This is a genomic window from Taibaiella helva (assembly GCF_003545695.1).
Lineage (GTDB): Bacteria > Bacteroidota > Bacteroidia > Chitinophagales > Chitinophagaceae > Taibaiella > Taibaiella helva.
In genome coordinates this window covers 352,653-373,708 of record NZ_QUZZ01000002.1, presented here as the reverse complement: position 1 = coordinate 373,708, position 21,056 = coordinate 352,653, and the positions used below count along the sequence as shown (strand labels likewise).

Sequence of the window (21,056 nt, the reverse complement as noted above, 5' to 3'; positions counted from 1 at the left end):
CGTAGTACAAATTTCGGAACAAAATTTTAATTGACCCGGGTTTTAATTTTTAATTACCTTTGCGTCTCCTTGGACAAGGGAATCCGGTGCAAATCCGGAACAGTACCCGCTGCTGTAAGCCCGTTCGATGCTGCTTCTCCACCATGCCACTGCCCCTTTCGGGACGGGAAGGCCGAAGCAGCTGGGATAAGTCAGAAGACCTGCCAGGACTGCAATACTGCATCAACCGCTTTCGGGAATAAAAGCCGGAGATACGACCCACACACCAGTCAGGGCTGGTATGTCTTTCCGTAATTTCCCGTGTCCCGGACCAAGTTGAGCCCCCAGCATGCTAACTATTTGATCTATGACATATTCATTACCCACAACCCTTATTACTGCCGCACTGCTTGGCCTGGTCGGTTTGCAGGCTAAAGCGCAGACCGTGTCGGACTTCGAAGCGCTCCCTCTTCCCGGTCCCGATACTTCTTACCTGGAGTCCATCGCGCCGGTTGATGGTATCTATCCCTTTGAAAGCGGCAACGCCCGCTATTACGGCAAGCTCGACTTCGGCGGCGGCTACCAGGCTCAGTTCAATTATTCCAACCGAACCGATACCGTAACGCCCGGTTATTCTAACCAGTGGGCAGCCATTACCGGTAAGGGCGCCGACAATTCCGCCCAGTACGGTATCGCCTATGCCGAAACGGATTTGACCAATTTCTCCAGGAGCGTTGAAGAAGGCGTAAAGCTTACCGGTGCTGCTGCAGGCCACAAAGTCCAAGGGCTTTACATGACCAATACGACTTTAGCCTACCGTTGGATCAAAGCCAACTACACGGCCAATAGCTGGTTTAAAGTGATCGTACGCGGCTACCTGAATGGCGCAAGATCGGCAGACAGCGCGGTAGTAACCCTGGCCAATTATGGCGCCGACACCATGGTGCTGAATACCTGGAAGTGGGTCGACCTGCTGCCATTGGGTAATGTGGACAGCATTACCTTCCAGACCACCTCTTCCATCAACGTCACTCCCTATTATTTTGCGATCGACAACCTGACCACCCTGGATGGCATATGCCCCACAGCAGACAACATCGCCGCAACCAGCGTGAACGAAAACAGCGCCACCATTGCCTGGAGCAGCAGCATTGCCGGCTTCACCACCAACTATGAAATTGTAGTAGACCAATCGGCTACAGTAACGCCTGCCGGCAGCGCTGTTCCCGTAACCACCACCAGCTACAACAAGACCGGCCTCAGCCCCAATACCCTGTACTATGCGCACGTACGCGCCGCCTGCGACGACGGCTCCTTCTCTGCCTGGGATACCGCTTCTTTCAGGACCCTGCCAAGCACCGGCATCTGGAATACGCAACGCAATGTGCTTGAAGTAAGCCTCAGCCCCAACCCGGCCACAGATGTGCTTTACCTGCACTGTGGCGTAGCCGTGGATGCTGTTGTGTACAGCATTGAAGGGAAGGCCTTGCTGTCGGCGAACCGAGTGCAGCAGGTCAACATTACTGCTTTACCTGCAGGCATCTACCTGCTTAAAGTAACCGATGCAGCCGGAACCGGCAAGCAAAGCACAATACGCTTTACCAAACACTAAAGCAACCCTGCGGCCCGCAAAGCATTTTTTTGCGGGCTACTCTTTTCCTGTCGTAATTTTGCCTTTATGAAGAAACAAGTACTCGCCTTATTTGCGGTATTGTCCTTGGGAACCTTTCCCGCTATAGCCCAGTTTGCGCCACAGGCGCCGTTGCCAGGCAGTGAAGGCATAGCAGCAGGCAGCCCCCTTTTCAAGGAATGGGCATCGGGCTGCACCCTGCACCGCGGCTGGCTGGATATTGCCGACAAGAGCCTGGGGCAGCCCTCTATGGGCACTGCAAGCGATATCTACGGCGCACCACACGGCGCGGTGCTGAGCCTGGGCGACAGCGGCGTGGCTGTCGTTACCTTTCCCCACCCAATTGTGAATGGACAGGGTCCCGACTTCGCCGTGTTTGAGAATGGCTTTTCCAACCCGGAGAACGATACCATGGCTTACCTGGAGCTGGCCTTTGTCGAGGTAAGTTCGGATGGCGAGCACTTTTTCCGCTTTCCGGCAAGCTCGCCGATGCAGAATACCACACAGATAGACAATTTCACTTACAGTAATGCCATTTACTACAATAACCTTGCCGGTAAATACAAGACCGGTTTCGGCACACCCTTCGATCTTGAAGCGCTGAAAGGCACGCCTGGACTGGATATCAACCAGGTGACCCATGTCCGCATTGTCGATGTGGTCGGCAGCATCGATCCGCAATATGCCTCGCGGGATAAAGACGGACGCATCATCAATGATCCTTATCCCAGCGCATTCGCTTCCGGCGGCTTCGACCTGCAAGCCGTAGGTGTTATCAACAGCGGACAGCCGGCTACGGGCATCGATGCCGTGGCCGCGGGATGGCAGCTCAGGTATTACCCCAACCCGGCCGGCAATGATCTTATCGTGGAAACGCAGACCGGCGGGCGGCTACAATACCAACTGACCGATGTCTGCGGCCGCCTGCTGCGGCAGGGCGCTTTTGCCGGCCAGACCAGGATCAGCCTGGCCGGGCTCAGCTCCGGTCTTTACTTTATGCGCCTTGATAATGGCCGCGAACATTCTGTATCCAGGATACGGAAACAATAGCCAGGAGATTATGAGGAAATACCTGCTTCTGCCGGGACTGCTGCTCCTGGCTTCCTGTGTCAAAGACAAGCCGGCCGATCCGGCGCCGCCACCTGTAGCCACCGGCGCCAGGCGGCTGCTGATCGCCAACGAAGGCAGCCTCGGCAATGGCAACGCTTCCTTATCCTTCTTTGAGCCGGATGCCGGTACCGTCTTCAACAACGTGTACAGCGGGGCCAACGGCGGGCAAGCGCTGGGCGATATCCTGCAAAGCATGCTGCTCGACGGAGACCGGCTGTTCCTGGCGGTCAACAATTCGGATAAGATTGCCGTGGTGAATAAGAACGACTTCAAGCTGCAGGCCAATATCTCTCTGCCCAAGCCCCGCTATATGCTGAAGGTAAGCGAAGATAAAATGTATGTCAGCTGCCTTTATGCGCCGAAGATCAATATCGTGAACCTGCAGACCCTGCAGGTAACGGGCAGCATTGCTATTGACTATGCCAACTCGGAAGGGATGACGCTGCTGAACGGCAAGGTGTATGCCTGCAACTGGGATACCGCCTGCCGTCATATCTACGAGATCGACCCTGCTGCCGATACCATCATGCGACGCATCCCCATTGCCGGCGCAGCGGGCCAGCAGGTATTAAGCGACAAGAATGGCATGCTATGGGTATTGGCCGGCAATGTGTATAAACAGAAAGAAGCTTCGCTCACTTGCATTAACCCCGTCAGCGGGGCTACAGTAAAGAGTTTTATCTTTCCGGCAGGCGCCGATGTGATGAAGCCCTGCTGGAATCCCGGGCGGGACACCCTTTATTTCCTGGGCGTAAATTATAACGGCGGCACGGCTTATAACGGCGTGTACCGCATGAGTATCGCTGCCAATTCCCTGCCCACCGGCCTGTTTGTACAAGCCCGGGCGTTGCAATACTTCTGGGCCCTGCTCGTCGACGCTGCTACCAATCGCATTTATGTAGGCGATCCCAAAGGCTTCATCCAACAGGGAAGCATCAGCGTTTACCAAACCGATGGCAGCCTGATGCAGTCTTTTACTACAGGATTGGGGCCCGGCTTCCTGCTTTTCGACCGCTAGGCCACGGCTATTCAATTTTTTTGGCAGAATACTTTGAATTTATCCTGTAAATTATATCTTTACGGAGATTATTTATTATCCAAAACGATCAACATTTTTCCATAGCATGAAAAAAATTCTCCAACTGGCTTTAGTATGTGCCGGCATCGGACTGTTTGCAGCGTCTTTCACTTCCTGCTCTTCAGAGTATGACGCCACACCCCAGGTTCCGGGCAGGGATACGATCAAGAACCCGCTGCGCGGCACCTTTACGGCTGTTATCGACGGAGAAACTTTCGTGGCCAATTCCAAATATGTAAGCGACAAGACCGTCGACGGCGTACGCACCCTGGTTGTTTCCGGCGTGATGGACAGCAAGATCAAAGATCCCAAGAACAACAAATCCATATCGCTGACCATTACCAACTATATGGGCCCCGGCACCTATCCTATACAGATGGGTACTGTAGGCATGTACAGCGTGCAGGACGACGGTACTTATACCCATTTCCTGGCCAAGACCGGAGACGAGACCTTCGTAGTGACCATTACCAAGGACCAGGGCGATGTAGAAGGCTCTTTCAATTTTGTAGTTGCGCCCAATGGTATGGGCACTGCCGACAATCACACAGTAAGCAATGGCGCCTTCAGCATTCCGAAATAAATACCGGTGAAACTTACTCGCAGAACAAATGGCCGCCCTGAAAACAGGGCGGCCATTTACTGTAAGACGTCCAACGCAGCACCGGTGCAGCATTTCCCCGTTCCCGGCAAGCCGGAAGCACCATGCCACGCAGCAGATCTTAATTATTAACAGCAGCATTAACAATATACCGGTGCGCTTTAGCCATGCCGGTTTTACTTTTGAGCCATGATACCACCAGAAGCCGCAACTCCTTCCATAAAACAGAACAAAGGGCTCAGGATTGCCATGATCCTGCTGTCGGCTGCTATTGGCTGCCTGTTCCTTTTTTCGGCCTATGCCAAGACCGAGCCCGTGGCTTATTTTGAATATACCATCAGTAACCAGATCCACCTGTCGCAGCAGCTGGCTGCTCTGCTGGCCCGCTTCTTTATCGGGCTGGAAGCGGCGCTGGGCCTGCTGTTGCTGCTGAGCATCCTGGGCTGGCGGCGCTGGGTGCTGTACAGTTGCCTGTACCTCCTGCTGCTGTTTACGCTACACCTGTTCTACCTGCTGCTCACACAAGGTAATGATGTCAACTGCGGCTGCATGGGCAATATCGTCCCCATGTCGCCTGCAATGTCTATATTAAAAAATGCGGGACTCATCGTTGCGGTATCGGTGCTGCTGAAATGGCATCGCCCCCAGGACGGCGTGGTATTGAATATCGCCTCTTTCCCGGTAGCGGCCATTATTATCGCCGTGCCGTTCTTCATCTACCCGATGCAACGCCAGCTTCAGATGCCGCTCAGCAAGCTTTATACCACTACAAAGTCGGAGCACCCGGTAACCGAGCTACGCCATGGCAAGCATATTCTCTGCTTTATGAGCCTGAGCTGCCCGCATTGCCGGGATGCCGCCAAAGCTATTGCAGCTATGAAGAAAGATAATCCCGCCCTCCCTTTTTATTTCGCCCTGTCGGGTGGAACAGACAGCACCAGGGCAGAACGTTTTGCCGAGTTCCTCGCGGCAACCAAAGCGCAGGATATTCCCTACCATTTTCTTGCGCCTGAGGATTTCGTCGATATGGTGCACGCTTCAGGCAGCGGCGGTGTTCCGGTGATCCTGTGGATGCAGGATACAACAGTGGTCCGCAAAATAGACGTCCCCGCGCTCAACCAGAAAGAGATCGAGCATTGGATCGCCCGCTAGTCCGTTAAGCTAAAACGACATTGCATATGGTTACGCCTAATATCCTGGCCATTTCGGGCAGCGTGCGCGCTGCCTCTTCCAATCTTAACCTGCTGAAAGCAATTGAAAACAGGTTGCCACCTGGCATGCTCCGCTACAGCATCGGCGTGGACCAGCTCCCGCCATTCAACCCCGATCTCGACCAGGCCGGTATGCCCGTACCCGAAGCTGTAGCTACCTTTCGCCGGCAGATCGCCGATGCCGATGCCGTGCTGATCTGCACACCGGAATATGCTTTCGGCGTACCCGGCACCTTGAAGAATGCGCTCGACTGGACGGTATCCTCCGGCAGCCTCAATGAGAAGCCTGTAGCAGCTGTTACCGCCTCGCCCCTATATACCGGAGGCGATAAGGCTATGGCCTCCCTGCTTCCTACCCTCAAAGCCCTGGGCACCCGAATGCCGGCACCTTCTTCTCTCTGCATTCCTTCCATCAACAAATTCCTTTCAGCCGAAGGAACCTTTACCGATAATCAGCTTGCTGCACAGCTGCAGCAGCTGATGGATCACCTGGTGATGCGGGCATCCGAACATAGCATCCATTCCTGAATGCAGCACCTGATAACACTGTGATACTACCTTTACAGATGTAAGGGCCGGAGACGCTGTTATACGGATGGGAAACGCGCCGTTTTGTTTGCACGGGAATATGATTATTTTTACATGTTGTCTCCCGGCGGCGATACCGTCTCCATTACTGAACAGCATCTGACCATTAACCATGCTTTAGCGATGGCATCTATTTCTGATCCCGTCTTTAAAAACCGATAAGCGAATGAAGAATTTTTTCCGTGTCCTAGGCATCGTCGTCCTGCTGGTGGTTGCCTTTATACTCATATCCGGCATTTTTATTTCCCGTGCCTATCATTTTGAACGGAGCACCGTGATCCATGCGCCGAAAGAGGAAGTATGGAAGAACATCAGCCTCTTCGCCAACATAGAAAAATGGGATCCCTGGAAGGCAAAAGATCCGGGTATGCGCCGTAGCATCAGCGGCACCGACGGCACGCCCGGCGCGGTTTACAGCTGGGAAGGCAACGACGAGGTCGGCAGCGGCTCACAGACCTATACCAGGCTGCAGCCCTACGAGCATATTATGATCGACATCGCCTTCGTAAAGCCCTTCAAAAGTAAAGCCAAGGCTTTCTATCACTTGCAGCAGCAAGGCGATGCCGTCAGGCTGACCTGGGGATTCGACTGCAAAATGCCTTATCCCATGAATGCCATTTCTTATTTCTTTATCGATATGGATGACCGTATGGATAAAGATTTTTCTACCGGGCTGGCCAACCTGAAGAAGCTTTGTGAAAGCAATGTCCAGCTAACGGCCAAGGCAATACACCAGGCTGTAACGAAGACAGGAAGCCACTTTCGAAAGAGCGCCAGGCGACCAGCAATAGCGAAATTTTCTGAACAATGCGTCAGCAGAGGCTTTTAAAAGATTACAAAAGCCGTTATTTGTGCATAACTTGTGAAAAAGCAATACAGGAAAGGGTTTCGGCGTCGATTTTTTTTATTAGAAATTTGCATATGTAGAAAAGAAGAGTATATTTGCTTTACATCATTGTCATTCACCTATTAATTCACTTATTAAAACACACATTATGAACAAAGCAGAATTAGTGGACAAACTTGCTAAAGATGCAGGCCTCACCAAAACCCAGGCAAACGAAGCTTTGGATTCGTTTACCAATAGTGTAGTAAGTGCGCTTAAGAAAGGCGACCGCGTAACGCTGGTAGGCTTTGGAACGTTCTCCGTTTCCGAACGCTCTGCCCGTAACGGCCGCAACCCCCAAACCGGTGAAGTGATCAAAATTAAAGCACGTAAGGTGCCCCGCTTCAAAGCCGGTAAAGAATTTTCTACCAAAATAGGTGGCAAAAAGTAAAAGAATAGAACTGTTTATCTATAAAACCTGTGAAACTTTTTCACGGGTTTTTGTATTTTTGCACTTTGTTCATTTTTTCAAAAAACAGATTACCATGGGTAGAGGTGATATTCGCACCAAAAGAGGCAAAATTTCCAGCGGCACATACGGCGTTTCCCGTCCTGCCAAAGCCAAAAAAGCTACAGCACCCAAAGCTGAAGATAAAGCAGCTGGCAAAAAAGCTAAAGCTTAATAAAAAACCTTCCTCTACCGGAAGGTTTTTTGCTTACAGAAATTTATCTTAAAATCTTGTGCCCCTTATAGCCATCAAAGCGGAAAAGACGATAATTTTGTACCGGCATCAGAGGAACAGCTCAAGCTTTACGACATGAAAAATCCGCTTTATCGTTTCAAGAATTATATCGAATGGCAGGCTTTCGGCGTATGCAGCGCCATCGGTGAACGGTTGGGCATCGCTACTTCCCGCATCAGGCTCTGGTTCATTTACATTTCCTTCCTTACCCTGGGTTCCCCACTGATCCTTTATATGATCCTGGCCTTCTGGATGAACATCAGGAACTATATCTGGCTCAATCGCCGGAACCCCCTGCGCTGGCGCTAAAAGCTAGGCCTCTTCGTGGTCGGCGGTGGTCACCACATCCTGCTGGTTCAGCAGCCAACTCGCTTCCAGCAAGCGTTCCAGCTGCTGCCACAAATGAATATAGGCAAACTGGTCACCGTTATTAGCTTTAAAAGAAGCAAGCAACCAACTGCACAGCCCACTCCTTATATCCTCCAGCGTGGACAGGCTGAAAAAATCGGCGAGCACCCTCTGCGGATCTTTCCGCTCCAGCTCGGTTAACCGGGAGCTGTTCCTTTCTTTTTCCAGGTCGGCAAAAGCAACCTCGTTAATAGTAGCCATAATTGTTGTTTTAGGTTTTAGCACTTCCGGATTCCGGGAGTTTTTTTTTATTATAGCTAAAATAATTCCGAACAGATATTCCGGTAAATTAACTTGATAGAGGCTGGTCTTTTTATCATGAACTACGATTTTCTACGCCCAACTACGATTTTGGTATTTTTGCATATCATATTTCTTCATCCTTAATTTCTGACTTATGAAAACAACAAAGAAAATTACCGCAAACAAAATGGAACTTGTAAAAACAAGGATTGTGGCTTTAAACACCAAAGAGCAGGAAAAGGTAGCCGGCGGTCAGGGCCCGATTGCCCCAGCGCTGCAGATCCTTCAGCCGCCCAAACCGGCCAGCTATGGCTGTACTCTTTAGCCCGGAAAGCTATTTTTATAATATTAAATGTATATTTGGGTTATCAGCAAGCCGTGTATTTTATAAACACGGCTTGTATGCCACCTAATGCATAAGGTAACACCGGGAAAAATCAGGGTTGTTTTATTACATACCTGTGTATGGCTGCTCTATATTGCCTTCGCCATACTTGTTTACGGATATGATGTCGGCTTGCACAATGTTTTCTACGAAACCGTAGTTTCTTTCTGCATATCGGCTTCCGTATTTTATCTGCATGCTTATTACCTGCTGCCGGTACTCGCCGAAAAAAGGAAGTACCTGCTGTACGTGATTGGCATGCTTATTGTGCTGGCCTACAACTTTGGTATCCGCTACCTGTTTGCGTTCTGCATCGATCCTGTCGTGCTGCACCGCTCTTCTTCCATTGCCGGCTATTCGCTGGTGAAGCTGGTGCTGGTGTTCAGCTGGTATTGGTTTACTTTCGCCCTTTTTTCGCTCGGCTACTGGCTCGCACGCAGGCTGGTGCGTGTAGAGAAGGAAGCCCGGCGAAAGGAATTCAGCGAGGCCGAACGCGCCCGGCTGCAGCTGGAAAATGCCGCTTTGAAGGCGCAGATCAATCCGCATTTTTTTGTCAATACGATGAACGCTTTCCGGGTAGAAGTGGAGCCGGTACTTCCCGAGACCGCGAGAGGCATCGAAGCCATGATCCTGTTCATGCGCTCTTCGATAATGCAGCCCGATGGCGACGGCACTATAGCGCTGGCTGAGGAAGTAGCAGCGATCGAGAGCCTGATCACTATTTACCAGCGGCGCTTTCCCAATGCCAACATCCGCTACAGCAAAGAGATCGGCCAGCAGCTGCGCATCGTACCGCATATCTTCGCTGCCTTCGTGGAAAATGCTTTCAAGCACGGCAGCTTTACCCGCAAGGAAAAGCCGCTTTCCATCCGGCTGGAAACTATTGACAATGACTTACTATTCTATGTCCACAACTGGAAAAGCCGACGCATTAAGGACGACTCAAGAGGAATAGGCCTTAAGTACATCCGCCGGCAGCTCGAAAATGCTTTCGCTGACCGTTACGAATTGGCCATAGAAAATGCCGACACCGACTATACCGTTACCCTAAAGATTAAAAACATCGGCTGTAATGAAAATAAGCTGCTATATACTGGATGACGAGCCCAGAGCGATAGATGATTTGATCCGATTTATTGAAAAGACACCTGTACTGACGCTGAAAGGCTATGCTACAGACCCTTTCGAAGCCCTGAACTACCTGCGCAGCCATGCCGTCGATTTTCTGTTCCTGGACATCAGTATGGATGAGCTTTCCGGACTGGAGTTTATCGAGCTGGTACCCAATAAGGCTATCTTTACCACCGCACATGAAAGCCATGCTATTTCCGCATTGTCCTATGTGAATACCGTCGATTACCTGCTGAAGCCGATTACCTTCACCCGCTTTATGACAGCGGTCAAAAAGATCGAGGCTATCTTCCTCAACCCGGTGCACAAAGAGCTACAACCCGCTCCTGCAGCCACTTTCGAAGCGAAGACCCCCACCGGGCAAATCGTGATCGAATATGACAAGGTCGATTATATCAAAGCCAATGGCTCTTATTCAACGATATTTTACGAAGGGAAAAAGGCTTTTGTATCCATGCCCCTGAACGATATTGAAGCGCTCTTCCCCAGGGAGCTGTTTGCAAGGGTACACCGGTCTTATATCGTCCATCGGCAAAAGATCGCCAAGCGGACTTATTACCACCTTACCCTGCTCAACGATGTGCCCATCCCGCTGGGCCGCAAATACAAGGAGCAGCTGGACTAGCATATGCTACCATTCATATTCTGCTTCCACACGCTTCTTCAGCCGTTCGATCAGGTTGAAGGTGGCGGGGCAGCGGGAAACATTCTGAATAAAAGTATCGTTGTAGAGGTCAAAAGGCTTCTTGTAGTGATGCGGAAATTCGGCGCAGTCCCTGGGCCGCACCTCATAGATGCTGCATTTGTCGTCGATGAGAAACTGGCAGGGCTGCTCTTTATTCACAATGCTACCGGTATCTTCTTCCCTGATCAGCCACTTATCGGCAAAGGCTTTCGGGGTCATGCGCAGGTGCGTGGCGATACGCTTGATATCGGCTTTTGTAAATACCGGCGTCATGGTCTTGCAGCAATTGGCGCAGGTAGTGCAATCCGTTTCTTTCCATACTTCAGCATCCTCTTCCGCCACTATCCGCGAAAAGCCGCGGGGTACTGTCGTATCCAGCTTCTTCAGGAATGCGGTGAGTTCTTCCTGCTTGCGTGCTGCTTTGCGTTTAAATTGCTTCAGGTCCATAACGATTGTGTTCCCGGATCTTACGGGGATTTTTATTTTTTCAGCGGGCTTCCCGGCTCTTTGACAAAGTGGTTGAAGACCATTTTGTCCATAAAGCCCGGGAATAGCTTATTGAGGAATACCGTTGCTTTGCCTTGTGTCGTCATTACAACCGTACGTTTCCTTTTCTGTACCCCTTTCCAGATGAGCAGGGCGCAGGCCTCAGCGCTCATCAGCTGGTTCTCGTCCAGGGGCGTTTCTTTCTGTGTGTCGCCATGCGCGCCCAGCGCCACATTGCGGATATTGGATGCAGTAAAGCCCGGCGCGGCCCACATTACATTGACGCCGCTATGCAACAGTTCGGTTCGCAGGGCCTCCAGGAAACCCTGCATAGCAAACTTGGAAGAGGAATAACCGGTACGGCCGGGCAATCCCCTATAGCCTGCGATCGACGATATGCCTGCGATCGTTCCTTTTGCTTCCTTAAGATAAGGCAGGGCATACTTGGTCATGTACACGGCGCCCCAGAAATTGACGTCCATCAATTCTTTCAGCACCTTAAGCTCAAGGTCGGCAAAGAGGGCGCGCATGCTCATACCGGCATTATTGATCAGCACGTCGAGGCGCCCCCAGGCCCCGGCGATCCCGGCTATAAAACGGGCGCAATCCGCTTCGCTGGCTACATCGGCCTGTAGCAGCAGCAAGCGGTCGGCAGCATGACCGGGAAAAGCCGCTTCGAGACGCGACAGATTACGGGCGCACAGGGCTACCCTGGCGCCGCCGGCAAGGGCAATATCGGCAAGGGCTTTGCCGATCCCGGAGGATGCTCCGGTAATCGCTACCACCTTGTCTTTCAGAAATAGATCCATGAAATACAAAAATACAGTTCACGCTTCAGGAAATGGATATTATTTTTGCAAAAAAACGTCTTCCACCAGAGACGTTGATCGAAGCCGGGAAATTTCAATTCTATATACTAAAAATCAATCTACGTTTATGAAAGTAATGATTATCATGGGCTCCAAGTCGGACGAAAGTGTAATGCAGGAAAGCCAGAACTGGCTCAACTGGTTCGGCATCGAAAACGAAATGATCGTGGCCTCTGCACACCGCAACCCTGATAAGGTACGTGATCTGATGGTCAACGCCCGCAGCAACGGCTTCGGCGCGGTGATCGCTGCTGCCGGCATGGCTGCTGCCCTGCCTGGTGTTTGTGCGGCCTATACTTCATTACCCGTACTGGGTGTACCGCTCGACGGTGGCCTGCCCGGCGGTATCGACGCCCTCTATTCTATCGTTCAGATGCCCGCCGGTCTCCCGGTTGGCACACTGGCTGTGGGTAAAGCCGGCGCCCGTAATGCCGCCGTGCTCTGCGCCCGTATGTTTGCCCTCAGCGACGAAAAAATCGCAGCTAAGGTGGAAGCCTTCAAAGCCCAGGAATACAAGATCTGAGCCTGAACCGGTTTCAGACCGGCAAAGGGCGCCTGCAGCTACAGGCGCTCTTTGCTTATGTGTACCATGTTGCCATGAACATTTATAGCTCTTTATCGGGCGCCTCCCGGATGGCAAATATCTGCGGTGGAGACGTTGCAGTGCAACGTGTGTACAAGGGAGAATTGAGAATAGGATAAGCGCTTATTGCCGCTGCCCATCAAGATAGCCCTGCAGCAGAATAGTCGCACTGATCTCGTCGACAAGGGCTTTATTCTGACGGTCCTTTTTCTTAAGGCCACTGTCGATCATGGCCTGGAAAGCCATTTTGGAGGTGAAACGTTCATCTACCAACTGCACCGGTATTTCGGGGAAGAGCCTTTGCAGCTGTGCGAAAAGCTTTTCCACTTTCGGTGTGATCTCGTTATCGGTGCCGTCCAGCCGCCGCGGATGGCCCAGCAGGATCAATTCTACGGATTCTTTCGCGAAGTACTGTTTGAGCTGCCAGATGAGCTGTTCGGTATCGATCGTGGCCAAACCTGAGGCAATGATCTTTAAGGGGTCTGTAACAGCCAGCCCGGTCCGCTTTTTGCCATAATCGATTGCCAGGATACGTGCCATCAGGAGTAAAAAAAATAAGCGTGAGAAAAGATCAGAAGTTCATCACCAGGCCGAAACCCAGGCCGCCATTGGGCATCGCCACAGGGCGGTAGCGGATGCTGATGTCCTCGGAAATGTCGAAGCCCTTGAGGTGGGCAAAGACTACGGCATCGATCACCTGGAGGGTATAGCCTACGCCGGTAAGCAGGATGGTAAGATCGAGGTTGCGCCGGTAATAATCCTGCGCCGACTGGAGCGTTCCTTCATCCTCGTATTGCGGGAATTTCCGCTCATAACCGCTGGGATTATTCCTGCGCCCGGCGAGCTCTTTCCGGAAGGCATTGTAATTTTTCAGGTTATCGTTCACAAAATATATTGCGGTCCCTACCAGGGCATAGATCACCGGTATCTTCCAGTAGTGCTTATTATAATATTGTCCCAGACCGGGTACGATCGCCGAAAAGAGGGCCGTCTTTTTAGGCGTAACGAAAGGTGTGGTATCCACATCTGCTGCCATTACAGGCACCGGAGGCAGCTGAGAGGGCATCAGCACCGTGTCGGGCTTCGCAGCAGCCAGAGTATCGGCCTGCTGAGCATGGGCCGTGGTCAGCACAAACAACAAAGGAATCAATAAGTAAAGTATCCTGCTCATACGGTACAAAAAACGCTCCGGCTGCAAAAGTATTGCTTTTAGGGCGAAGCATAGCAAAGTGCCGTGCTTTACTTATCCATCGGCAGCTGGATCGTATAGCTTTTACCAGGTTTGATCGTCAGCTTGCGATCGCGCAACCAGGGATTGAGCAGCTTCAGCATTTTATAATTGGTACCCTGGTCAACGGCAAACTGGGCCAGGTTGGGCACCGATTCGGTAAGGGTCATGCTGCGTGTAGGCACGGGCTGGTAGCCCTCGCCGGGCGGTATGATATAGCCGAACTGGTTCGCATTGCCCAGCAGGTGCTTCAGCGCCAGTATCCTGAAAACATAGCGGTTCGTCTCTTCAGGCAGCAGCAGATCGTAATAGTTGGACGACATCTGGAAGCTGCTCTGGTTGCTGAAGCCGCCCATGCCGCAGTTGTAGGAAGCCGCAGCGGCGGTCCAGCTGCCAAATTTGGCATAGGCTTCTTTCAGGTATTTACATGCAGCATCTGTCGACTTTTCCAGGTTATAACGTTCATCTATCTCGTCATTGATCTCCAGGCCATACCGGGTGCCGGTTTCCCGCATAAACTGCCAATAGCCTACCGCACCGGCTGGAGAGGTAGGATTCTGCAGCGAGCTCTCCGCTACGCAGAGGTATTTAAAATCTTCGGAGAGGCCGTTTTCTCTCAGGCGCTTTTCAATCAGGGGAAAGGCCCTGGTGGTTTGTTTCAGAATATACAGTGTGGAGCCGTGCATATAATAGTTCATCAGCAGCTCGCGGTCGAGACGTTCCTTTATCTCCCAGCGGTCCAGGGGTACTTTTTCGCCCGCAAAGCTCATGCTCTTGGGCAAAGGCGTGGAATACCATTTGTATTGCAGTCTGCCGTCGTCCATTATTTCTACAGGGATATCCTTGTCACCTTTGTTGAAGGCAAGTCCGGCAACGAAAGTGGCGCCCAATAATACACCCAGTCCCAGGGCTTTTGCGAATTGCTTGTTCATCTGCTGTCACGGTTATGTCTGTATGCAATTTAAGCATTTAAAGGGAGTCGCAGGACAACAGCAGCGCTTTTTTGCGGGCCCTTATGAAAAATACGATCGCATATCTATTCAGTGCTGCTACAGGAACACCCGAAACAGAGCCTTCGAAAAATCAGTATTTACCCTGATCATATGCTCCATGAAAACCCGGAAATCAGTACCACTGCAGCTTTCATGCAGCAAGCCTGCCTAATTTCGGTTATTGTTTCACTTAAAAGATACGATATGAAAAAGAAAAAAGTCAGTGTACAGAAGCTGTCCTTTGACAAACAGAAGATCATTCCTCTGATGAGCCGCGAAAAGACAGTTATCATTGGTGGTGTATCCCGTCCGAAGCCGGGGCATTCGCTTTGCGGCAGTATGTGCTTTACCGTATGTGTAGCCAATTGAGCAAAGGTAAACCAATGATATGCGGTGGTACGGAAGAAAGGTAACCGAAGTATATCAAGGTAAGGGCATCTAAAAGCCCTAATGAGCGAGGGCTGTCCGGTATGCAGACAGCCCTCGCTCACAGATAAAAGACAATTTATTATTCCATTTCGAACTTGTAGCCGACACCTTTTACAGTAGTGATCACATCGATACCCAGCTTCTGGCGGATCTTACGGATATGCACATCGATGGTGCGGTCGCCAACGATCACTTCCGTACCCCACACCTTCTGCAGGATCTCGTTGCGCAGGAATACACGGCCCGGCTTGGACGCCAGCAGGTTCAGCAGCTCAAATTCTTTCTTGGCCAGGATAATCTCTTCGCCTTTATAGCTTACGGTAAATTTATACTTGTTGATCTCGAGGTCACCGAATACGATCTTGTTGCCCTGCTCTTCATCCTTCTTCAGGCGGCGCATTGCGGTACGCAGACGGGCGAGCAGCAATTCCGGCTTGATCGGCTTGGCAATGTAATCGTCTGCACCCAGCTTCAGGCCTTCGATCTCCGACTTCTCATCGCTTAAGGCGGTAAGGAAGATGATGATCGTGTTGTCGAGATTGGGATTGCGACGCAGCTGCTGAATGGTTTGCAGGCCGTCTTTTTCGGGCATCATGATATCCAGCAGGATCAGGTCGGGATTAAATACTTCGGCTTTCCTGATCGCTTCATCACCATTATACGCCGTTGCGGTCTCGTAACCGGCCTGTTTCAGGTTGTAGTTGATGAACTCTACAATGTCTTGCTCATCATCAACTACGAGAATTTTTCCAAAATTGGATTCCATATTGTGCGTTTAAAATTCGAGTGCAATATTAGAGTAAGTTAAAAGAAAAATAACATTACGAAATTGTTAAGCAAAATATGAGCTAAAACCCTCTACCCTACTGCGTTTCAGGCGGTTGAGCCACCGGCGGGAACACTTCATTCACCTCCGGTCCGCTGATCTCGAACTGTGTGGGATAAGCAAAGCCTTTGGCATGCCGGTACATGGTTTCATATACGCCCAGGTACACCTGCTGCCGTACTTTCCCAAACTCGACATTGCTGTTGACCGATACAAAATAAACGACCTGCAGGTTGACCGACGAAGCGCCGAAGCTTTCGAGCTGCACCGAAGGCGTGCCTGTGGTCCCTTCTGTCTTCAGGATCACGTTAAGTATCTCCTTCATGGTCGTTTCCAGCGTCGCCACAGAAAGGCCGTAAATAGCGCCCACACTGAATACTACCCTGCGCATGCCCCGCTCCGAAAAGTTTTCCAGGCTGTTATCGATCAGCTGCCGGTTAGGAATAGAGATCACCGACTTGTCGAAGGTGCGGATACGGGTGCTGCGAAAGCCTACCTTCTCAATATTCCCTTCGACACCTCCTATCTTTACCCAGTCGCCGATGGTAAAAGGCTTATCGATCATCACCATAAACGAGGCCAGCAGGTTCTCCAGGCTTTCCTTTGCTGCAAAAGCGATGGCGATACCGCCTACACCCAGGCCGGCGACCAGGGCGGCTACATTCACGTGAAAAACCGCGCCCAGCACGGAAAGCACGCCAAAGGCCCATACAATTACTTTCAGCACATCCTTGAGCAGCGGCAATACCTGCTGCCTTTCCCTGTCGTCGCGCTCCTTGGCCTTATTGACCAGCACCAGGAAAATAAAATCCAGCAGGCGCGAGATCAGCAGCACAAAGTAGAACAGCAGGAACAGGAAGAACAGGTGATCGACAATGTCCATGACCGTGACCAGCGTAGTGGGCACGTCTTTACCCGCCTCTTTAACCGGCTTCATGCGGCGAAAGAGGATGACCTTATCCAGCGAGATGCTAAGCTGGTAAAAGGCGATGTAAAAGAATACCGTAACGATAAGCCCTTCTACCGGGCGCAGCAGCAGCTCCTTAAACTGCTGACCGAAATAGTCGGAAGAGAACTTCCGGAATACCGTATAGAACAGCCGGGTAAAAATCGAAGAGATATACCGCTTCAATAGCAAGGCCAGCAGCAGTATGACGGCAAAGCGGAGGTAAAGCTCCACTGTATTGCCAAAATAGACTTGTTGCAGAAAATCTAAATTCAAATGCGCTTTCTTTTGTTGAGATAACAGGGCAAAAATAGCCCTAAAAAGATTGTGTGGCGTCAACGGTCATTTCATAGTATATACGATGCTTCCCATTATCAGTACGATTATTCGCCGCCAGCAATACCGCATATATTTTTCATCAGGGTCGGGTTGCAGCCCTTAAGATACAAAAAGACAGCGTTCCCCAACCGGGAGCGCTGTCTTTTTTATCCGCTGCAGCATCTTCTGCCGCTGCCAATACGATTTAAATCGACACATTGAAATCCCTCAGCGCATCGTTCAGGCTCGTCTTCAGATCGGTGCTTTCCTTACGCTGACCGATGATGAGCGCACAGCCCACGCCGTACTCGCCCGCGGGGAATTTCTTGGTGTAGCTTCCGGGGATCACCACGCTGCGGGCCGGCACGATGCCTTTGTATTCTACGGGCTCATTGCCGCTCACATCGATGATCTTGGTCGATTGGGTCAGCACAACATTGGCGCCCAATACGGCTTCCTTCTCTACACGCACACCTTCCACCACGATACAGCGCGAGCCGATAAAGCAGCCGTCCTCAATCACAACAGGCGCTGCCTGCAAGGGTTCCAGCACACCGCCGATACCTACGCCGCCGCTCAGGTGCACATCTTTTCCTATCTGGGCGCAGCTGCCTACTGTGGCCCAGGTATCCACCATCGTGCCTTCATCCACATAGGCGCCGATATTGACATAAGAGGGCATCAGCACCACGTTGCGGGCAATATAGGCGCCATAGCGCGCTACGGCATGGGGCACGGCCCGTACACCCAGCTCAGCATAATTCTTTTTCAGCTCCATCTTATCGTAAAACTCGAAGGGCGGCAGCTCCCAGGTCTTCATCTTCTGTATACCGAAATACAGCAGTATCGCCTGCTTTACCCATTGCTGCACCTGCCAGCCATCGCCTTCGGGACGGGCCACGCGCAGCCGGCCTTTGTCTACTTCTTCCACTACAGCGCGCACGGCATCCTGGTACCGGGCTTCATTCAGCAGACTGCGGTCGGCATAGGCCGCCTCAATCAGTTGTTGGTAATCGTTCATTATCGGAATGGTCTTTTTCTAAAATATAGTATACAAAGTCGTTGCCTCAAGAGCAAGGCTGCAGCCGGCACTGCGAAGCAATCCCGGCCGGCTTTTCCGGACATCCCGGACAGCTGAAATGATAACAGGCTTACTTGCTGCGAACGGTTCTTTGCTCGATACGTTTTTCGTAATTGCTGCCCTGGAAGATGCGATGCACATAAATGCCGGGCACATGAATAAAGTTGGGATCCAGCTGACCGGCGGGTACCAGCTCCTCCACTTCTACGATGGATATCTTACCGGCCATAGCCATAACGCTGTTGAAGTTGCGGGCGGTCTTGTTGAAAATGAGATTGCCTGCGGTATCGCCTTTCCAGGCTTTGACAATAGAATAATCGGCTTCGAAGGCTTCCTCGACCAGGTAATCCTTACCCTTGAAATTCCGTACTTCCTTACCCTCGGCCACCTCGGTACCGACACCTGCGGGCGTGAAGATCGCTGGAAAGCCATAAGCAGCGGCCATGCAGCGGGTCACCAGCGTTCCCTGTGGCACCAGCTCCACTTCCAGCTCACCGCTGAGCAATTGCCGCTCAAACTCCGCATTTTCGCCTACATAGGAAGCGATCATTTTCTTTACCTGCCGGGTCTTCAGCATCAGCCCGATGCCGAAGTCATCCACCCCGGCATTATTGGAAATAAAGGTCAGATCTTTAACGCCTTTTTTGATCAAAGCAGTAATACTGTTCTCGGGTATGCCGCACAGCCCGAATCCACCCAGCATGATCACTGCGTTGTCCCGGATGTCTTGTACCGCCTCTTCGGCGTTGGCTACCACTTTATTGAATCCCATAAGATCATGTTTAATTTTAGGGCTTAAAGGTAAAACTTACCTGTTATTTTAAAAAGAAGATTTGGCGCAGCAGTAAAGAATAAGCCGCAGCCCATACTAATTCCGGCAAAAATCAGTTTAATTGAGGGTAAAATTCCTGATTAACCAAAAATCAACAAAGCAATCGCTTATCTTTGCAGGCTATGTTTCGAATCAAAATATTAGTTCTTCTGATGGCTGCGGCCGCTGTGCCGGCACTGGCGCAGGTCCAGGTAGCCAACAAGATCATCGGCCAGGTCGGCAACAAGATCATTCTCCAATCCGACCTCAACGAGATGTACAACCAGGAAAAGCAGAATAGGCCAGACCTGCAGGAAAGCGACAAATGCGGTATGCTGTATAACCTGCTGGCCCAGCAGATCCTGATCGAGCAGGCCGGCCGCGATAGCGTGATCGTGACCGATGAAGAGGTAGAAAACATCCTGGAAAACCGTATCCGATCCATGATGCAGCAATACGGCAGCAAAGAAGCTTTTGAGGAAGCCAACGGCGGCAGAACCATTTACCAGCTGAAGGAAGAGTTCAGGAGCTTTTTTAAGGACAAGTCCATTGCCGATAAGATGCAATCGCAGATCATGGACAAGGTGAAGGTGACGCCCCAGGAGATCGATGCTTTCTTCAAAGGGTTGCCTGCCGACAGCCTTCCCCCATACCCCGCTACTGTTGAAATGGGCCAGATCGTGATCAAGCCCAAGGTTGCTCCCGAGATTGATGCCCTGGCCAAAGAAAAGCTGGAAGGTATCCGCAAGGATATCGTAGACAATGGCAGAAGCTTTGCTACCATGGCCGGCCTGTATAGTATGGATGGCACCAAAGATAACGGCGGTGAAATGGACATTACCCGTAAAGAAGTTGATCCGCAATTTGCATCGGCTGCCTATCGCCTGCAGCCCGGCGAGATCTCCCCGGTAGTAAAGTCCAGATTCGGATATCATATTATCCAGATGGTACGCCGCATGGGCGACGAGGCCAAAGTGCGCCATATCATTATCATCCCCGAAGTAACGAATGTGGACCTGCAGCAGAGCATCAAGAAACTGGACAGCATCCGCGCCGACCTGGTAAGCGGAAAGCTGACCTTCCCCGAAGCTGTTGGTAAATACAGCACAGACGATCAATCCAAAATGACCGGCGGTATGATCTACAACGCTAATACCGGGAGCAATGTGCTGGCCATCGAAGGTATGGATCCGCAAATGGCAAAGGTCGTGGGCGAGCTGAAGGTGGGCGAATACTCCCAGCCGCAGATCTTCACCGATCCCTACGGTTCCCGCGCTACCCGTATCCTGTACTTGAAAAGCCGCACCGATCCGCATATCCTCAACATGAAAGACGACTATGCCGATATCCAGCGTGCGGCGCTGGCAAAAAAACAAACCAGCTATATCAACGACTGGATCATGCAAAGGGTCGACAGCTATTATATAAAGATCGATCCGGAATACCAGGATTGCCCCGCGCTGAAGGGCTGGGTGAAAGCTGCTGCTGCCAGCGCCAATAAATAAGCAATAATACTATCCATATTAAAATGGCTGCCCACAGGGACAGCCATTTTTTTTGTAAACAGATACCCTGTTATTACATTTCGCAGGTAGTCCAGGTAGGACAACGGTCGCAGCCGGAAAGATGGGAAATACAGGCATCGCACAACGAATCCCATGACGGCTCGCATCCGACCTTTGACAGCTCGCAAACATTCACGCTGAGCCTTCCGCCTTTCACATCGGTCAGGTTGTTATTACCCAATGCCGTAATGCTCTTTTTGTTCAAAGTAAGTTTGGTGCTTAAGCTTTTCTTTTTCATTGTTGGTCTTTTGTGCTCAAAAATAAACCGGTGCACTGTAGAAAATCTGCAGTGCACCGGTTTGTT

General features: G+C 51.2%; 26 protein-coding genes and 1 riboswitch. Of the genes, 15 read left to right on the top strand and 11 right to left on the bottom strand.

Annotated features, from left to right (window positions below; all coding sequences use genetic code 11):
* Window positions 1-20: 20 nt before the first annotated feature.
* Window positions 21-222: riboswitch (cobalamin riboswitch) on the top strand.
* Window positions 223-346: 124 nt separating this feature from the next.
* The 10 genes from DZC79_RS04390 to DZC79_RS04345 all read left to right on the top strand — a co-directional run bounded on the left by DZC79_RS04390 (window position 347) and on the right by DZC79_RS04345 (window position 8,075).
* Entirely contained in the window at window positions 347-1,591 is a 1,245-nt protein-coding gene (locus DZC79_RS04390) for a DUF4465 domain-containing protein (protein WP_118950338.1), read from the top strand.
* A gap of 66 nt (window positions 1,592-1,657) precedes the next feature.
* Window positions 1,658-2,659 carry a T9SS type A sorting domain-containing protein gene (locus DZC79_RS04385; protein WP_118950337.1) on the top strand — a complete coding sequence of 334 codons (1,002 nt, stop codon included), beginning with the start codon at window positions 1,658-1,660 and terminating at the stop codon, window positions 2,657-2,659.
* Window positions 2,660-2,669: 10 nt separating this feature from the next.
* Window positions 2,670-3,737 (top strand): YncE family protein, encoded by a 1,068-nt coding sequence (locus DZC79_RS04380; RefSeq protein WP_157976916.1) that lies wholly within the window; start codon window positions 2,670-2,672, stop codon window positions 3,735-3,737.
* Between the two features lie 106 nt (window positions 3,738-3,843).
* Window positions 3,844-4,380 carry a hypothetical protein gene (locus DZC79_RS04375; RefSeq protein ID WP_118950335.1) on the top strand — a complete coding sequence of 179 codons (537 nt, stop codon included), beginning with the start codon at window positions 3,844-3,846 and terminating at the stop codon, window positions 4,378-4,380.
* Window positions 4,381-4,587: 207 nt separating this feature from the next.
* Window positions 4,588-5,550 carry a MauE/DoxX family redox-associated membrane protein gene (locus DZC79_RS04370; protein ID WP_118950334.1) on the top strand — a complete coding sequence of 321 codons (963 nt, stop codon included), beginning with the start codon at window positions 4,588-4,590 and terminating at the stop codon, window positions 5,548-5,550.
* A gap of 26 nt (window positions 5,551-5,576) precedes the next feature.
* Window positions 5,577-6,137 (top strand): NADPH-dependent FMN reductase, encoded by a 561-nt coding sequence (locus DZC79_RS04365; RefSeq protein WP_198666767.1) that lies wholly within the window; start codon window positions 5,577-5,579, stop codon window positions 6,135-6,137.
* A gap of 226 nt (window positions 6,138-6,363) precedes the next feature.
* On the top strand, window positions 6,364-7,026 hold the full coding sequence (locus DZC79_RS04360; protein WP_118950333.1) for an SRPBCC family protein: 663 nt from the start codon (window positions 6,364-6,366) through the stop codon (window positions 7,024-7,026).
* Between the two features lie 166 nt (window positions 7,027-7,192).
* A complete protein-coding gene (locus DZC79_RS04355) occupies window positions 7,193-7,474 on the top strand; it encodes an HU family DNA-binding protein (protein WP_118950332.1) in 282 nt (93 codons plus the stop codon).
* Window positions 7,461-7,706 carry a 30S ribosomal protein THX gene (locus tag DZC79_RS21620; RefSeq protein WP_232831755.1) on the top strand — a complete coding sequence of 82 codons (246 nt, stop codon included), beginning with the start codon at window positions 7,461-7,463 and terminating at the stop codon, window positions 7,704-7,706. The genes DZC79_RS04355 and DZC79_RS21620 overlap by 14 nt, the downstream gene beginning before the upstream one ends.
* Window positions 7,707-7,841: 135 nt before the next feature.
* On the top strand, window positions 7,842-8,075 hold the full coding sequence (locus DZC79_RS04345) for a PspC domain-containing protein (RefSeq protein ID WP_118950331.1): 234 nt from the start codon (window positions 7,842-7,844) through the stop codon (window positions 8,073-8,075).
* Between the two features lie 3 nt (window positions 8,076-8,078).
* Here the strand turns inward: DZC79_RS04345 and DZC79_RS04340 are convergent, their stop codons facing one another.
* The gene (locus DZC79_RS04340) at window positions 8,079-8,375 is read right to left on the bottom strand and encodes a hypothetical protein (RefSeq protein ID WP_118950330.1); all 297 of its coding nucleotides are present in this window, start codon (window positions 8,373-8,375) and stop codon (window positions 8,079-8,081) included.
* 454 nt (window positions 8,376-8,829) lie between these two features.
* Here DZC79_RS04340 and DZC79_RS04335 point away from each other — a divergent pair, with 454 nt between their 5' ends.
* On the top strand, window positions 8,830-9,903 hold the full coding sequence (locus tag DZC79_RS04335) for a sensor histidine kinase (protein ID WP_118950329.1): 1,074 nt from the start codon (window positions 8,830-8,832) through the stop codon (window positions 9,901-9,903).
* Window positions 9,875-10,558 carry a LytR/AlgR family response regulator transcription factor gene (locus tag DZC79_RS04330; RefSeq protein ID WP_118950328.1) on the top strand — a complete coding sequence of 228 codons (684 nt, stop codon included), beginning with the start codon at window positions 9,875-9,877 and terminating at the stop codon, window positions 10,556-10,558. Before DZC79_RS04335 ends, DZC79_RS04330 begins: the two co-directional genes overlap by 29 nt.
* Window positions 10,559-10,564: 6 nt before the next feature.
* Here DZC79_RS04330 and DZC79_RS04325 read toward each other — a convergent pair whose 3' ends face one another.
* Together DZC79_RS04325 and DZC79_RS04320 are read right to left on the bottom strand one after the other, a co-directional pair.
* Window positions 10,565-11,065, bottom strand: a complete 501-nt coding sequence (locus tag DZC79_RS04325) for a YkgJ family cysteine cluster protein (protein ID WP_118950327.1) — start codon at window positions 11,063-11,065, stop codon at window positions 10,565-10,567.
* A gap of 32 nt (window positions 11,066-11,097) precedes the next feature.
* Complete coding sequence (locus tag DZC79_RS04320) at window positions 11,098-11,913, bottom strand: SDR family oxidoreductase (protein ID WP_118950326.1); 816 nt, start codon at window positions 11,911-11,913, stop codon at window positions 11,098-11,100.
* A 127-nt stretch (window positions 11,914-12,040) separates the two neighbouring features.
* Here DZC79_RS04320 and purE point away from each other — a divergent pair, with 127 nt between their 5' ends.
* Window positions 12,041-12,496 carry a 5-(carboxyamino)imidazole ribonucleotide mutase gene (gene purE, locus DZC79_RS04315; RefSeq protein ID WP_118950325.1) on the top strand — a complete coding sequence of 152 codons (456 nt, stop codon included), beginning with the start codon at window positions 12,041-12,043 and terminating at the stop codon, window positions 12,494-12,496.
* A gap of 183 nt (window positions 12,497-12,679) precedes the next feature.
* Here purE and ruvX read toward each other — a convergent pair whose 3' ends face one another.
* The 3 genes from ruvX to DZC79_RS04300 all read right to left on the bottom strand — a co-directional run bounded on the left by ruvX (window position 12,680) and on the right by DZC79_RS04300 (window position 14,716).
* Window positions 12,680-13,096 carry a Holliday junction resolvase RuvX gene (gene ruvX, locus DZC79_RS04310; protein ID WP_118950324.1) on the bottom strand — a complete coding sequence of 139 codons (417 nt, stop codon included), beginning with the start codon at window positions 13,094-13,096 and terminating at the stop codon, window positions 12,680-12,682.
* A 31-nt stretch (window positions 13,097-13,127) separates the two neighbouring features.
* Entirely contained in the window at window positions 13,128-13,727 is a 600-nt protein-coding gene (locus DZC79_RS04305) for a DUF5683 domain-containing protein (protein WP_118950323.1), read from the bottom strand.
* Window positions 13,728-13,795: 68 nt separating this feature from the next.
* A complete protein-coding gene (locus DZC79_RS04300; RefSeq protein WP_118950322.1) occupies window positions 13,796-14,716 on the bottom strand; it encodes a lytic transglycosylase domain-containing protein in 921 nt (306 codons plus the stop codon).
* A 264-nt stretch (window positions 14,717-14,980) separates the two neighbouring features.
* Here DZC79_RS04300 and DZC79_RS21095 point away from each other — a divergent pair, with 264 nt between their 5' ends.
* Window positions 14,981-15,145, top strand: a complete 165-nt coding sequence (locus tag DZC79_RS21095) for a class I lanthipeptide (RefSeq protein WP_157976915.1) — start codon at window positions 14,981-14,983, stop codon at window positions 15,143-15,145.
* A 139-nt stretch (window positions 15,146-15,284) separates the two neighbouring features.
* On the opposite strand, the gene DZC79_RS04290 is transcribed toward DZC79_RS21095, so the two are convergent.
* The 4 genes from DZC79_RS04290 to DZC79_RS04275 form a co-directional block, all read right to left on the bottom strand.
* Window positions 15,285-15,971: a response regulator transcription factor gene (locus DZC79_RS04290; protein WP_118950320.1), complete on the bottom strand. Its 687-nt coding sequence runs from the start codon at window positions 15,969-15,971 to the stop codon at window positions 15,285-15,287.
* Between the two features lie 97 nt (window positions 15,972-16,068).
* The gene (locus DZC79_RS04285; RefSeq protein WP_118950319.1) at window positions 16,069-17,253 is read right to left on the bottom strand and encodes a mechanosensitive ion channel family protein; all 1,185 of its coding nucleotides are present in this window, start codon (window positions 17,251-17,253) and stop codon (window positions 16,069-16,071) included.
* Between the two features lie 247 nt (window positions 17,254-17,500).
* Complete coding sequence (locus DZC79_RS04280) at window positions 17,501-18,316, bottom strand: 2,3,4,5-tetrahydropyridine-2,6-dicarboxylate N-succinyltransferase (protein ID WP_118950318.1); 816 nt, start codon at window positions 18,314-18,316, stop codon at window positions 17,501-17,503.
* Between the two features lie 130 nt (window positions 18,317-18,446).
* Window positions 18,447-19,148, bottom strand: a complete 702-nt coding sequence (locus tag DZC79_RS04275) for a CoA transferase subunit A (RefSeq protein WP_118950317.1) — start codon at window positions 19,146-19,148, stop codon at window positions 18,447-18,449.
* 212 nt (window positions 19,149-19,360) lie between these two features.
* Here DZC79_RS04275 and DZC79_RS04270 point away from each other — a divergent pair, with 212 nt between their 5' ends.
* Complete coding sequence (locus DZC79_RS04270) at window positions 19,361-20,692, top strand: peptidylprolyl isomerase (protein ID WP_198666766.1); 1,332 nt, start codon at window positions 19,361-19,363, stop codon at window positions 20,690-20,692.
* A gap of 73 nt (window positions 20,693-20,765) precedes the next feature.
* On the opposite strand, the gene DZC79_RS04265 is transcribed toward DZC79_RS04270, so the two are convergent.
* A complete protein-coding gene (locus DZC79_RS04265) occupies window positions 20,766-20,990 on the bottom strand; it encodes a class I lanthipeptide (protein WP_118950315.1) in 225 nt (74 codons plus the stop codon).
* Between the last annotated feature and the right edge of the window lie 66 nt (window positions 20,991-21,056).

Excerpts from the sequence above, each read along its gene's own strand:
- DZC79_RS04390 (WP_118950338.1), top strand. The coding sequence starts at position 347 with ATGACATATTCATTACCCACAACCCTTATTACTGCCGCACTGCTTGGC.
- DZC79_RS04385 (WP_118950337.1), top strand. The coding sequence starts at position 1,658 with ATGAAGAAACAAGTACTCGCCTTATTTGCGGTATTGTCCTTGGGAACC.
- DZC79_RS04380 (WP_157976916.1), top strand. The coding sequence starts at position 2,670 with ATGAGGAAATACCTGCTTCTGCCGGGACTGCTGCTCCTGGCTTCCTGT.
- DZC79_RS04375 (WP_118950335.1), top strand. The coding sequence starts at position 3,844 with ATGAAAAAAATTCTCCAACTGGCTTTAGTATGTGCCGGCATCGGACTG.
- DZC79_RS04370 (WP_118950334.1), top strand. The coding sequence starts at position 4,588 with ATGATACCACCAGAAGCCGCAACTCCTTCCATAAAACAGAACAAAGGG.
- DZC79_RS04365 (WP_198666767.1), top strand. The coding sequence starts at position 5,577 with ATGGTTACGCCTAATATCCTGGCCATTTCGGGCAGCGTGCGCGCTGCC.
- DZC79_RS04360 (WP_118950333.1), top strand. The coding sequence starts at position 6,364 with ATGAAGAATTTTTTCCGTGTCCTAGGCATCGTCGTCCTGCTGGTGGTT.
- DZC79_RS04355 (WP_118950332.1), top strand. The coding sequence starts at position 7,193 with ATGAACAAAGCAGAATTAGTGGACAAACTTGCTAAAGATGCAGGCCTC.
- DZC79_RS04345 (WP_118950331.1), top strand. The coding sequence starts at position 7,842 with ATGAAAAATCCGCTTTATCGTTTCAAGAATTATATCGAATGGCAGGCT.
- DZC79_RS04340 (WP_118950330.1), bottom strand. The coding sequence starts at position 8,375 with ATGGCTACTATTAACGAGGTTGCTTTTGCCGACCTGGAAAAAGAAAGG.
- DZC79_RS04335 (WP_118950329.1), top strand. The coding sequence starts at position 8,830 with ATGCATAAGGTAACACCGGGAAAAATCAGGGTTGTTTTATTACATACC.
- DZC79_RS04330 (WP_118950328.1), top strand. The coding sequence starts at position 9,875 with ATGAAAATAAGCTGCTATATACTGGATGACGAGCCCAGAGCGATAGAT.
- DZC79_RS04325 (WP_118950327.1), bottom strand. The coding sequence starts at position 11,065 with ATGGACCTGAAGCAATTTAAACGCAAAGCAGCACGCAAGCAGGAAGAA.
- DZC79_RS04320 (WP_118950326.1), bottom strand. The coding sequence starts at position 11,913 with ATGGATCTATTTCTGAAAGACAAGGTGGTAGCGATTACCGGAGCATCC.
- purE (WP_118950325.1), top strand. The coding sequence starts at position 12,041 with ATGAAAGTAATGATTATCATGGGCTCCAAGTCGGACGAAAGTGTAATG.
- ruvX (WP_118950324.1), bottom strand. The coding sequence starts at position 13,096 with ATGGCACGTATCCTGGCAATCGATTATGGCAAAAAGCGGACCGGGCTG.
- DZC79_RS04305 (WP_118950323.1), bottom strand. The coding sequence starts at position 13,727 with ATGAGCAGGATACTTTACTTATTGATTCCTTTGTTGTTTGTGCTGACC.
- DZC79_RS04300 (WP_118950322.1), bottom strand. The coding sequence starts at position 14,716 with ATGAACAAGCAATTCGCAAAAGCCCTGGGACTGGGTGTATTATTGGGC.
- DZC79_RS21095 (WP_157976915.1), top strand. The coding sequence starts at position 14,981 with ATGAAAAAGAAAAAAGTCAGTGTACAGAAGCTGTCCTTTGACAAACAG.
- DZC79_RS04290 (WP_118950320.1), bottom strand. The coding sequence starts at position 15,971 with ATGGAATCCAATTTTGGAAAAATTCTCGTAGTTGATGATGAGCAAGAC.
- DZC79_RS04280 (WP_118950318.1), bottom strand. The coding sequence starts at position 18,316 with ATGAACGATTACCAACAACTGATTGAGGCGGCCTATGCCGACCGCAGT.
- DZC79_RS04275 (WP_118950317.1), bottom strand. The coding sequence starts at position 19,148 with ATGGGATTCAATAAAGTGGTAGCCAACGCCGAAGAGGCGGTACAAGAC.
- DZC79_RS04270 (WP_198666766.1), top strand. The coding sequence starts at position 19,361 with ATGGCTGCGGCCGCTGTGCCGGCACTGGCGCAGGTCCAGGTAGCCAAC.
- DZC79_RS04265 (WP_118950315.1), bottom strand. The coding sequence starts at position 20,990 with ATGAAAAAGAAAAGCTTAAGCACCAAACTTACTTTGAACAAAAAGAGC.